The sequence below is a fragment of the Arthrobacter bambusae genome (assembly GCF_030812595.1).
Lineage (GTDB): Bacteria > Actinomycetota > Actinomycetes > Actinomycetales > Micrococcaceae > Arthrobacter > Arthrobacter bambusae_B.
Window position 1 is genome coordinate 39699 of sequence record NZ_JAUSSZ010000014.1, and the last position, 12122, is coordinate 51820.

Sequence of the window (12122 nt, forward strand, 5' to 3'; positions counted from 1 at the left end):
GGTTGAGGGGCTAGGCCACGGATCGCGCGACGTCGATGTCGGCGACCGCGAGGTGGCGGGCCGCCCGGTGGAGGGCGACTTCGGTGACGTGACCGGCGTCGTCGGTGACGACTTCGGTGCTCACGACGCCGGCTGGCGTGCCGATGCGAAGCAGCCGCGAACCGGCGGGCGCCGAGGCCGCCAGTACCTCCGCGGCCACCGATCCCGGCAAAGCTGCAGCCAGCGAGACCGCCACAGCAGAGGTGAGGCCGATCGCCGGGTGCGGCGCGAGCATCGAGAGCATGCGCACCCGCAGATCGTGGCTGTCCGCCGAAATCTTCGTTCCGTCGGCGGCGATGTAGTCACCGGCAGGGGCGACCACGCCGACCTTCGGCACCGCGTTCTGCGGCGGATCTTCCGGTGACCTCAAGCCCATCGCGACGGCGGCCGCGGCCCTCGTGGCGATAAGCAGCGGGAGATGCTCGCCGAGGTTGCCCGTCATCGTCGACAAGTCGATGCCCACCTCGTCCGCGGGGATGAGAACCGCGGGAGCCCCTGCGTCGACCATGGTTGCGGTGAGTGCGGTTTTGCCGACCGCGAGCCGATCAACCACGTTCCCTGTTGGCAGGGCCGCTCCCGTCGTCCCACACCAAGGGGCGTGGAAGGACAGGCTTACGGGCACGCCGCTCGCCGTGCTGCCGGGAACCCTGGCGGAGCCCGACGTCGGGACGCGGCCGCCCGGCGTCGCGATCCTTCCGGTGAGCACGGCTCCCGTGTTGAGGTTGCGCATGCGGACTTGCGTCACGCCGTCGTTCGTGGGGACGACGCGTGCCTGCACTGCGTGGAGGGCGATCGCCGTCGCGCAGTTCCCGCAATTGGAGCCCAGCTCCACGGTCGCGTCACCGATCCCGACTTGTGCGAAGAGGTAGTCCAAATCGGCCGGACCGTGAGGAGTCGCCGTAATGATCGCGGCTTTGGACGTTGTGGACGTTCCTCCCCCGACGCCGTCCAATTGGCGCGCATCCGCCGCACCGAATGCATCGGCCAGCAGCCCGAGGACCTCCTCGCGGCTCCCAGCATGCTGGGCCACGTCTTCCGCATCGAAGAGCCAGCACTTGCTCGTGCCGCCTCGGTACCAGTGACCGCGAAGTTGCACAGCCATCTCCTTACTCGTCGTGCCCTCACGCCGTGCGGCGTCTGTTCCTTCTACGATCCGACCTCCGAGCGTTCAGCACAATCACAGGAATATCGATGAGTGTCTAGTTTTGCTAAACTCGGAGCATGGCTGACTTCGATTTGCACCGCCTCCACCTGCTGCGTGAGGTGGGGCGCCACGGCTCACTGACGTCGGCCGCGACCGCCCTCTCTTTCACTACTTCGGCTGTCTCCCAGCAGATCGCCAAGCTCGAACACGAGGTGGGAGTCGCGCTGATCGACCGGCATCCCCGGGGAGTGGTGCTCACGGATGCCGGCCAAGCGCTCCTGCGGTACGCGGATGACATCGACAGGACGATCGAGGCTGCCCGGGCCGAGATGGGCGAGTTCGCTGGCCTCCGGCGGGGACAGCTGAGGATGGGGACGTTCCCCACCGTGGGCGCCTCGTTGATGCCGGACGTCGTACTCGCGTTCCGCGCACGCCACCCGGACGTCGCGGTCACCGTGGTCAGCGCGCGGCGAGCCGGTCTCCTTGAGGGCCTGAGGCGACGGGACATCGAGCTCACGCTCCTGTGGGACTACCCCTGGGAGCGCGTCGAGGACGAAGACCTTGCCTTGGTTCCGCTCATGAACGATCCAACGGTGCTTCTGGTACCCAGCGAGCACCCGCTTGCGGCGCGCCGTTCGGTGAAGATCGAGTCACTGCGGGACCAGGAATGGATCGTGCGCGATGAGCACCCCGTGGCCGATGTCCTGCGCCGCGTCTGCCGGGACGCGGGCTTCGAGCCGCGCATCGCCTTCGCCGCGAACGACTACCAGGAGACCCAGGGCATGGTGGCCGCGGGAATCGGGATCGCCCTCGCTCCCCAACTCGCGCTCAGCGCGCTCCGCCCTGACATCGTCGCCGTTCCGCTCGCCGGAGCGCCGGCGCGAAGGATCCTCCTCGCACACCTCGCCAACCGCAGGCTCAGTCCCGCCGGCCAGCAAGCCGCGGCGGTGTTCCGCTCCACCGCCAAGGGAACCCGCGCCGTAAAGGCCGGTTAGAGTACGACGGCGGCGGGCTGGCAAGTCTCGTGTTCAAGGCGGCCCCTTCCGGCGAAGTCCATGAGCCTGTAGGGTCTGGGGACGACGCGAGTCGCGCTCAGGGGAGCACAAATATGAATAGGAGCTTCAATTGCGAAGACTACATATTTCTGCCTCAGCCCTTGTCTGTCTTTCTCTTCTAACGAGCCTCTTTTCAGCCGCACCGGCACACGCCGGTGTTGGTCCAAAGAGTCGGGCTTGAGGGGGAAAGCATGGACCACGTAAGAAACCGGCTGCTCACTGTTGGCGTGCTGATCATCGCGGGAGGAGTGATCTTTGAAACGATGGCCACAAATTTGCTCGCGGAGACGTTCTCTCTTCAGCGAGGGAGCAGCGGGAATGTGGGTCCTCTGCTGATCGACTTCATCGTGTCGCTGGTTCGTTTCGGACTGGCACCGCTCGGCGCATCGCTCGTGGCCCTCGGTATTGCAGCTCACATTATTCGAGACCACTTTCCAACCCTTTTCCCGCCCCAGAAGGAAACCGAGTAAGAAGGCACAGTGGGGGCCTGCGGCGCCACCATGCTCTTTGGTGATCGTTTCCCGTTGTCGGAAGGTGTGGCCGGCCAATGCAAGTTGGCCGGCCACAGACTTTGCCAAGTAGGTCTTCAAGGCAAAGTCCTCCGCCCGGTGCTCAGGGGGGCTGACAATCGGGCGGACCATCCGGGGGACGGAGAGACCCCACAAAGAACGCTACGGCTCGCGGGGTTCCATTAGGTGGCGATTTTCCCGGATTGAGTGGTGTTTGGCACGAAATTGAGTGGTCGACGGGTCAACACTCATTGGCAGGCAATATGCCACTCAATTCGCGGTCATCTACCACTCAGTGCTTTAACGCGAACCTAGGCTCGTACTAGGACCGCGTCCGTCTAGGAAAGCCCTGGCCAAGGCCGCTAGAGAGAAGGCAATCGTGAAATGGTACCGTTGTGCCCATCCACCGATCTTCACTGCCTCCTTGGCGCCCCTCTTTATGACCAATTGGGATCTGTGGATCCGAATCCTGTTACCCGCGGTGGTCCTGGTTTCCTACGTGATCAACGAAGTGATTCTTCACCGGCGAACGAGGGCCGCGCAAGAACGCGAAGCCGCGCTTGATCGCACCGATCCGATGATGCACGCCTACCGGGAGTCAAGTACTCCGCCAACGGGCAATGAGTAAGAGGGATCTTCGTGATCGAAGGCCCGAGCTGTGAAGGCGATCATCGTGTTGGCAGCTGTGGTTCCTTGGTTGTTGGGTTTCTACGCGGTGTTCTTCGTTTCAGCCCAGTACACAGGACGGGGCCTTTTCGAGTCCTATCTGGCGTTCCAAGGCGGCTCCCATCTTGGCAACGTCATCTGGTTCAGTGTGTGGACCGGCATGACGTCCGGACCGGGCAAATGTTTCGAGTTCCCACCCAGCGGCCCGCTCAACTCTCTGAGACCAGGAAAGTGGCTCGAAGTTCTCTGAAACTGTTGCGCCACCGTGCGAGTGGTACTGTCTCGGACTGCTATGGCGTAATTCATAGCCGCTGGCTACCGGCAGCGCGGGAAGGCTGTCGACTGAGCGTCTGAACTAAGCGAGGGGGACGGCCCAATGAGAGCTCGCGTTGGTGGCCGGGCGGTTCGGGTCCAGTGGGTCCATGGTTCGCAGTCAGGAGAGTAACGATCAGCAGCATCATGGCCGTATTAAGCGACGCGCTAGAAAAGTAAAGCGGAGTTTCGACGGCAAATCTCGAGACATAGACCATCAGCATTGCCAATATCGGCCCTCTATAGCTTATGGGCTGGCGCCAAGCAGCACGGAACATCAACCAGAGCAAGACAGCGAGAATGACCAAGCCTAGGAATCCGCGCTCGATTAGCGTTTGGATGATTTGGTTGTGGGCATTTGAATGGCCTGCGTCAATATTTAGCCCAAGTGCGTCCCATCGGAAGCGAGTGTCGAAGACAAGAGCTCCTCTACCGATTAACGGGCTGCCCCAAAGGGGGACAAGAGATTGGGTCCAAATGTCTGTCCGTCCGTTTAATGTCGAAAAATCTCGTTGGTTAGTTGTCTCCTCGAGCGCTCCCAAGATGACATCTTGAAACGCTATCGACGCGATGATTGCAGCAACGACAAGGGGTGCGGCAAGCCTGACTGACGAGTTCTTCGCTCGACCGATAATCCAGAAGAATGCCCCAATGACGGCAGCAAGCCATGCCCCACGTGACTGGGTTAGCAGTAGGACGACGACCGTTGCGACCAGATTTAACGGAATGAATCGCCGGCGCCCAGTCGCACGCAGCAGTTCAACAAAGATTGCCACTGCGGCCACGGTGCCTAGGCCGTTTGGGTGTGTCGTTACCCCAGCCAGCTGTTTGAACCCGAACAGTTCCCTGCCTTGCACGTCCCAAAACGCGAGGGATGGGGAAATGATCATCAACGCAAGACTGGACCAAATATAGGCGCGAAGACACCTCCGAATAACTGGAAGCGCCTCGGCGAAGGTCCATGTCGCACCAATACCCACACCTGCCACCAGGAGGTACGTGTATGTCATACCAAGCTCCCACGGCTGAGCATTAGCGAGCGACGAGAAAAAACCGACGGCCCCATACGAGATCAAAGACCACGCGATCGGAGACATGGCCATCGGGATTTTCCGGACGATTGCCAGCATTACTGCGATCACGAAGATGGCTATTGCCCCGATCGTCGCTACTTTCGCGGCTGCATCTCCCGCAGGGTTCGCGAGGACATCTGTGGTTGATGTGCTTGTCAAGCGCGGGCTGACCACCGAGGAAGCAATTGACAACGCTGTCACGGAGTAAACAACAAGCGATGGGAAAAGATGCTTCGACGCGCCGGTCTTGCTCGTCAGCACGATTGCGACAACAACGAATGCAACCGAAGTCGCCAAAGCGCCCAAGAGCACAGAAGTTGCAGTCATGATTCCCCCAGTGTTGAGACCTGCAGCGATTCTACCGTCCCACACCAGAAGTAGGTTGCCACATCGCGTGTGCCCACGTACGGAGGAGCCGCCAGACCCCATGGAACCAAACAGCCGGTTCAAGGTCGCACACCCGCCGTGGAACGCAAAAAGGTAGCGTGACTACCTCATGGACAGCCGCCCGCCGTCGCCGCTACCGATTGTCCGGCGTTTTAAAATGCCGCTTCTCACAAGGCTTGCATAATTCCATCAATTTGCCTATTCATCTGATCTTGTACTTGTTTACTGATCCCGCATTTCTGGATGCACGCGTCAACCTCATGGATTTTTTGAACGAAAGTTGCTCCTTAGCCCGTCGTGGCGGGTCTTGAGTCGACATGCTACGCCTGCCGCGCCTTTCTTTGAGATCTCCAAACGGTTGAGCTCGCCCACCTCCGCGCAAGTATTCAAACGATTAGGACCGTACGAAAGAGCGTACCTGGGCCGCGGCGAGCAAGTGTTCCCGGCAAAAAAGACGGGTACCGCCTACTGTGGTTCGGGAACATTGCACCATTTAGCGTTCTGGTCATATTGATTAACCAGGTCTGCGAATTCGTCAGCTGAGTAACTGACCACAAGGATCACTTCGGTTAGTCAACCGGTATATGTCTTCTGGGGTTTGGTGATCAGAGTGCACGAAGAATATGGGGAAAGGGCGACGCCATTGGCTGGCGGGGGCACCGTCCAGCGCCGCGGGCTGTTTAGATTGGGGGCGCTTGCAACCGCAGTAACGGGCGCCGCCGCAGTATCAGGCTACGGCGCGGGCCCAGCCCAAGCCGCTACGCAAACGGGCCCGGTGCCGAGTGCACTAAGTGCCACCGACCCTGCCACCATTTGCGCACCGGCCGCAACCACTGTTCCGAAATGGGTCCCTGCGACAGCCTATACGGCTGGGCAGCAGGTTATATCCCCAGCTGGGGACATCGTCTCTGCGGTGGTTTCGCACGGGTCGGGCACGACGTTCGACCCAGTCAACTGGGCCTGGTCGCCCACCTTCGCACTTGCTTTGGTCGGCGGGAAGGCTCCGGTCCGAAAAGATGAGTTGATCATCAACGTGAGAGACTATGGCGCTCTCGGAGATGGCGTAGCTGATGACACGACAGCCATCCAGGCAGCAATCGCGGCGTCCGCTAAGCAGTTAACTTCGTCCGGCGCCGGCGCAGGACGGCCGGTATTCTTCCCCGCCGGCCGGTATAAGGTCACGAGCACAATAACAGTCCCAACTGGGACGGTTCTTGAGGGCGCCTCAGGCGGCGTTTGGAACACGAATAAGGGCGAGTCGCGCATCTTCATGTCGAACCTGAGATCAACTCTGATTGCCAACGCCGACCAGACCAATGGCGATAGCGACATTGAGATTCGCCACCTCAAGCTCATGGGCTCGGGCGGAAACGTTCTGGATTTCAAAGCCTCGGGGGCGGGCGGCACCGACGGCGTCACGTGCCGTCGCATCCTAATCGTCGATTGTTACATCACAAACACGGCAGGAAACGGTATCCGATTCTCAGATGTTCAGGTCTCCCAAATCCGCGGATGCTACGTATCCGGTAACACTGGCCACTCGATCTACTTTCAGTCGTCCTATGACAACGAAATCACCGGATGCCAAATCGACACATTTCAAGGTGCAACCGGGGCCTTTGGCGGCGACGGCATCCACATGGATAACACAGGGGGTTCAGCCGGATACTCTGATTACAACATCATTCACAACAACTTCATCTTCCTCTGCACGAACGGAATCGGCATCACAAGCGGCCGCGGAAACGTGATCACCGGAAACCGCATCAACACTTGCAATTACGGCATAATGATGCAGACATTCGGCGGAGCAACCAACATCGAACGAAACCTCGTCACCGGTAACGCCTTTTATGATCATGGCTACAAGACAGGCGGCGTCGGCGTCCTCATCGACGGAACATCGCAGTACAACACCGTCTCAGTAAACCAATTCAGCCGCGAAACGGGATCTGGATTCAACTATGCTGTGCAAACTGGTGCGACAGCGTCAAACAACGTCGTCAATGGCAACGCCGCAAGAAATATGGTTCAAGGCAAGTCGTTCAACGACAGCTCATCGAATACAAACACTTACATCAACAATTCTGTTGCCGAGCGGGGAATGAGAGTGTCTACCGTTCTCACATCAGCCGGTGTTGTGGCGTTCGATGCGTCATTGACGAATTCTTTCCAGGTCACGTTACAGGCGAATGCAACTAGCAGCACCCTGACCAACGGGCATCAGGGCCAACAGATCACCATTTGCTGGTTGCAAGACGCAACGGGTGGGCGCACCTATTCTTGGCCGACGAACTGCCGCTTCGCCGGCGGGTCCGCGCCAAGCAACACCACCGCGAATCGTCAGACGAGCGCGACGTTCATGCTCAGCGGCTCTCTATGGATGGAGATAGGTAGAGCCGTTCAAGTCGGTTAAACCAGGCGGCTGGCCCCACACTGAGCGGCCGGCGTCAGCTTGGCCATGACTTCCCCCTACAAATCCACCAGCGCCGTCCCCGGGTTCTCAATTGCGTCCGCGACATACCTGAGGAACCCGGCAGCAGTTTCGCCATCGCACACACGGTGGTCGAAGGCCAACGTCAGCTCGGCAACCTTGCGGACGGCGAGCTCCCCATCCGCTACCCAGGGTTTGTCGATGATGCGGCCTACGCCGAGCATCGCAACCTCAGGGTAGTTGATGATCGCGGCGGAGCCGTCGACGCCAAACACCCCGTAGTTATTCAACGTAAACGTGCCGCTGGCCAGCTCGGTCGGCGTCGCCTTGCCGTCCCGTGCGACGGCGGTGAGCCGGCGGATCTCCGTGTCCAGCTCGCGAGCGTTCATCAGGTGGGCGTTGCGGACAGAAGGAACCACCAGACCGCGGTCCGTCTGCGCAGCGAAGCCCAAGTTGATCCCGTCGAACGCGATGATCTCCTGCATCTCGCCGCCTGCCGCATCTTCGGCGGTGACGATTCGAGTGTTCAGTTCGGGGTACTTTTTTAGCCCAGCCGTGACAAAACGGGCGATGAACGCGAGCAACCCAGGAGTCCCGTGCGGATGGCGCTTCTTGAGTTCTGCACGCATCTCAAGGAGCGCAGTGGCATCAACATCTACCCAGACAGTCGCCTCGGGGATCTCGGACCGGCTGCGGGTCATGTTCGCCGCAACAGCCTTGCGCACCCCACGAACCGGAGTACGGGAAGCAACAGACAGGCCGGTTCGCGCGTCCTGCACACCGGTGGTCTGCTCAACCACGGCCGGCGCCTCGACAGGAGCAGCTTCACGAGGACCACCCTCGCGGGGAGCTGAACCGATCGCAGCTTCAACATCGCGCCGGAGGATGAGCCCGCTCTCCCCCGAACCTGGCACTTCGTCCAGCGAGACCCCATGGTCCCGAGCCATCTTCCGCACCAAAGGGGAAATCACTGCGGAGAGCTTCCCTGGAATCCGCGTACGAGACAACGCGAGTTCGGCAATGTCGGGCTCCGCGGCCAGAGCAGTCGCTGATGCAGGAGCCTTACGTGGCCTGGTACGCCGAGCCTCGCCGCCACCGGACGTGCCGTAGCCGATGAGGACGTTCCCCGATCCGGCCTTCTCCTCGGTCCTGTAGGCCTCCGCCGCTGCGGAAACAGCGGGCGCCTCGGCAACTTTTTCGTCCGTGGCCCGGGACTCCTCAGGAACCGAAGCCCCAACAGGGGCCACCGAAATCAGCGGCTTCCCGACGTCGAGCGTCTGGCCGGCCTCGCCGTGCAGCACGGCGACAATGCCCGCATACGGTGAAGGCACTTCCACCATGGACTTCGCGGTCTCAACTTCGGCGATCGGCTGGTCCACACGAATCTCATCGCCCACGGCAACCAGCCAGTTGACGAGTTCGGCCTCGGTAAGGCCTTCGCCGAGGTCCGGAAGCAGGAACACCTGCATATCTGAGCTCATGGTCAGTTCTCCCATTGAAGATCGTCAACGGCGTCGAGGATGCGGTCGACGCTTGGCAAATAGTAGTGCTCCAGTTTCGGAGCCGGATACGGGACGTCGAAGCCAGTCACGCGCCGGATGGGCGCGGCCAAGTAGTGGAAGCAGCGTTCCTGTACGCGAGCAACGATCTCGGAGGACACTGAGGCAAAGCCGTGTGCTTCGGCGATCACCACGGCGCGGCCGGTCTTGCGCACGGAGGCGCTGACGGTCTCGTCGTCGAAGGGAACGATCGAGCGGACATCGATCACCTCAAGCGAGCGGCCCTCCTCTGCGGCGGCAGCGGCCGCGGCGAGCGCGGTCGGGACTGAGGGTCCGTAGGCGATAAGGGTCGCGTCAGTACCAGGGCGTGCGACGGCGGCCCGACCCTCGCTGCTGGAACCCGCGGAAACGTTCGCGGCGTGTTCTTCGCGCAGCGCGTTCAAGTCCACCTGGTCTTTGGACCAGTAGAGCTTCTTGGGTTCCATGAACATCACGGGATCGTCGGAGTCAATCGCTTCGCGAAGCATCCGGTAGCCGTCCGCCACGGTGGCCGGGGTGTAAACCTTCAGGCCCGCGGTGTGGGCGTAGTAGGACTCGGAGGAGTCGCAGTGGTGTTCCACGCCGCCAATTCCGCCGGCGTACGGCACACGGATAACCATGGGTAGCTTGACGGCGCCCTTGGTGCGATTGTGCATCTTGGCCACGTGGCTGACGATCTGTTCGAAGGCCGGGTAAGCGAAGGCGTCGAACTGCATCTCGATGACGGGGCGCATTCCGTTCATGGCCATACCCACGGCCATACCGACGATGCCGGATTCAGCCAAGGGAGTATCAAAGCACCGCGTCTCTCCGAAGGTGGCCATGAGACCATCGGTGATGCGGAAGACCCCGCCCAAGCGGCCAACGTCTTCGCCGAACACCAGAACCGATGAGTCGGCTTCCATTGCATCGGCCATCGCGGTGTTGAGCGCCTTGGCCATGGTGATGGTCTGTGGACCGGAGGCTTCGGCGACCGCTGCTGCGCTGGCGGCCGCGCTTGCGGTGGCAGAGCTGACGTCGCCTGTTGCTACGCGCGCGGTGGCTTCAGAGGATGTGGTGACGGCGGGGCTCATTTGCCTGCCTCCTTCTGGCTGGATGCCTCACGGGCGAGTTCATCGGCGAGCAGGGCGGACTGCTCCTTGAGTTGCGGAGTGGGTATGGAGAAGACATAGCGGAAGAGGTTCTGCGGATCGACCGGGACGTCCTCCCCCAGGCCTTCACGAAGCTGTGTGGCAACCGCCTCGGCTTTTGCCGCAATGCGGGCGGCACCGTCGTCGTCGAGCAGTCCACGATCGGTGAGATAGGAAGTCATCCGGCTGATGGGATCCTTGGCGGTCCATTCGGCCACTTCACTGTCCGCCCGGTAGCGGGTTGCATCGTCGGCGTTGGTGTGGGCCTGCATGCGGTAGGTGTGGGCCTCGATCAGGAGCGGGCCGGAGCCTTCCCGGGCGAGCTTCACTGCCCTGTCGAGTACGGCGAGCAGCGCGACGAGGTCGTTGCCGTCGACGCGTTCACCGGCCATGCCGTAGCCCACGGCTTTGTGTGCCAGCGACGGGGCTACGGACTGCTGGCTCAGTGGCACCGAGATGGCGTACTTGTTGTTCTGGACAAAGAAGATCACCGGGAGGTGGAAGACTGCCGCGAAGTTGAGGGCTTCGTGGAAGTCCCCTTCGCTGGTGGCACCGTCGCCGCACATTGCCAGCACCACGGTGTCCTCGCCGCGCAGCTTGGCTGCGTGGGCAACGCCGACGGCGTGCAGCAGCTGGGTGGTCAACGGAGTGCACTGGATGCCCACCTTGTGCTTGGTGGGGTCGTAGCCGCCGTGCCAATCGCCGCGGAAGATGGTCATCGCCTCCACCGGGTCTACACCCTTGGCCATGACGGCGACGGCGTCACGGTAGGTGGGGAACAGCCAGTCGCCTTCCCGAAGGCACAGGGCCGCGGCCACTTGGCACGCCTCCTGACCATGGCTGGACGGGTACACGGCCATGCGGCCTTGCCGGACGAGGGCGGAGTTCTGATCATTGACGCGGCGCCCGACGACGAGCTGTTCGTAGGCCGTCATGAGCTCGGCATCGCCGGGAATGGGGTATTCGTGGCCGGGTTCGGTGCCTTGTTCATCTTCGGGCTTGAGCACGCCGGTGGGATCGACCATCTGGATCTGGTGGCGGGCAGGCAGCATGTAGTCTTCCACGCTGATGCCGAACTTGCGCCGCACTTCGGAAGCCTGGTCGTTTGAGTCGGTGCCGTCGGGCCGGGCGTCAGCCAGACCCTGGGCCTCGTGGTCCGCGGAGATCGTCATTGGTCCGTCCTTCTTTATCCACTATTTGCCACAAGTATGTTCCATGGAGAAGTTTCGTATCCAGCGTCCGGCAGAATCATGGAAAAGCTTGCCGAAAACCTCTAGTCTGGAAGACAGATTGTCATTGTGAGCTGGGTAACGGGCCCGCACCGTGGACGAATTGGAGGTGCGGTGGTGGACGCAGAAATTGATCAGGCGGAGGTTCCCCTTGACCAAGTGGACAGGGACATCATTGCCGAGCTGACGCGCGACGGCCGGATGTCCGTCACTCAGGTTGCGGAGAACGTCCACATCAGCAGGGCGCACGCGTACTCGAGAATTTCCCGCCTGACTGGCGAAGGCGTGCTGACCAAGTTCACCGCGCTGGTGGATCCCATCAAGGCGGGCCTGAAGTCATCGGCTTATGTCACCCTCAAGGTGCAGCAGCATTCATGGCGCGAGCTCCGCGAAGAGCTTCGGCTCATTCCGGAGGTACAGCACATTGCGCTGGTGGGTGGCGACTTCGACGTCATCCTGCTGGTCCGCGCCACCGACAATATTCATCTTCGCAGGGTCATCTTTGACCAGCTGCAGTCAATGCCGGGCGTGCAGGATACGCAGACGTTCCTGGTGTTTGAGGATCTGGATACGCGGTAGGCGCTATCGGGATAGGGCCAGGTAGAC

The 12122-nt window shown here is 61.3% G+C and carries 11 protein-coding genes; 6 read left to right on the plus strand and 5 right to left on the minus strand.

The features are described from left to right. Positions 1–10: 10 nt before the first annotated feature. Positions 11–1141: a PrpF domain-containing protein gene (locus J2S96_RS16535; protein ID WP_442319938.1), complete on the minus strand. Its 1131-nt coding sequence runs from the start codon at positions 1139–1141 to the stop codon at positions 11–13. Between the two features lie 119 nt (positions 1142–1260). Between J2S96_RS16535 and J2S96_RS16540 the strand changes: the two genes are divergently transcribed. From J2S96_RS16540 to J2S96_RS16555, 4 genes are all read left to right on the plus strand, one after another. Continuing rightward, positions 1261–2178 (plus strand): LysR family transcriptional regulator, encoded by a 918-nt coding sequence (locus J2S96_RS16540; protein WP_306865819.1) that lies wholly within the window; start codon positions 1261–1263, stop codon positions 2176–2178. 251 nt (positions 2179–2429) lie between these two features. After that, positions 2430–2708 (plus strand): hypothetical protein, encoded by a 279-nt coding sequence (locus tag J2S96_RS16545; protein ID WP_306865821.1) that lies wholly within the window; start codon positions 2430–2432, stop codon positions 2706–2708. Positions 2709–3186: 478 nt separating this feature from the next. After that, positions 3187–3375 carry a hypothetical protein gene (locus J2S96_RS16550; protein ID WP_306865823.1) on the plus strand — a complete coding sequence of 63 codons (189 nt, stop codon included), beginning with the start codon at positions 3187–3189 and terminating at the stop codon, positions 3373–3375. A gap of 30 nt (positions 3376–3405) precedes the next feature. After that, entirely contained in the window at positions 3406–3663 is a 258-nt protein-coding gene (locus tag J2S96_RS16555; protein ID WP_306865825.1) for a hypothetical protein, read from the plus strand. Between the two features lie 52 nt (positions 3664–3715). On the opposite strand, the gene J2S96_RS16560 is transcribed toward J2S96_RS16555, so the two are convergent. Continuing rightward, on the minus strand, positions 3716–5125 hold the full coding sequence (locus tag J2S96_RS16560) for an O-antigen ligase family protein (protein WP_306865827.1): 1410 nt from the start codon (positions 5123–5125) through the stop codon (positions 3716–3718). A 973-nt stretch (positions 5126–6098) separates the two neighbouring features. On the opposite strand from J2S96_RS16560, the gene J2S96_RS16565 reads away from it, so the two are divergent. Next, on the plus strand, positions 6099–7601 hold the full coding sequence (locus tag J2S96_RS16565; RefSeq protein ID WP_306865829.1) for a right-handed parallel beta-helix repeat-containing protein: 1503 nt from the start codon (positions 6099–6101) through the stop codon (positions 7599–7601). A gap of 56 nt (positions 7602–7657) precedes the next feature. Here J2S96_RS16565 and J2S96_RS16570 read toward each other — a convergent pair whose 3' ends face one another. Genes J2S96_RS16570 through pdhA form a run of 3 tightly spaced genes read right to left on the minus strand, consistent with a single transcriptional unit; the run spans position 7658 to position 11459 of the window. After that, the gene (locus J2S96_RS16570) at positions 7658–9100 is read right to left on the minus strand and encodes a dihydrolipoamide acetyltransferase family protein (RefSeq protein ID WP_306865831.1); all 1443 of its coding nucleotides are present in this window, start codon (positions 9098–9100) and stop codon (positions 7658–7660) included. Positions 9101–9102: 2 nt separating this feature from the next. Further along, on the minus strand, positions 9103–10230 hold the full coding sequence (locus J2S96_RS16575) for an alpha-ketoacid dehydrogenase subunit beta (RefSeq protein WP_306865833.1): 1128 nt from the start codon (positions 10228–10230) through the stop codon (positions 9103–9105). After that, positions 10227–11459 (minus strand): pyruvate dehydrogenase (acetyl-transferring) E1 component subunit alpha, encoded by a 1233-nt coding sequence (gene pdhA, locus J2S96_RS16580; RefSeq protein WP_306865835.1) that lies wholly within the window; start codon positions 11457–11459, stop codon positions 10227–10229. Before pdhA ends, J2S96_RS16575 begins: the two co-directional genes overlap by 4 nt. Before the next feature lie 258 nt (positions 11460–11717). Between pdhA and J2S96_RS16585 the strand changes: the two genes are divergently transcribed. After that, complete coding sequence (locus J2S96_RS16585) at positions 11718–12095, plus strand: Lrp/AsnC family transcriptional regulator (protein ID WP_370873150.1); 378 nt, start codon at positions 11718–11720, stop codon at positions 12093–12095. The last annotated feature ends 27 nt before the right edge of the window (positions 12096–12122 follow it).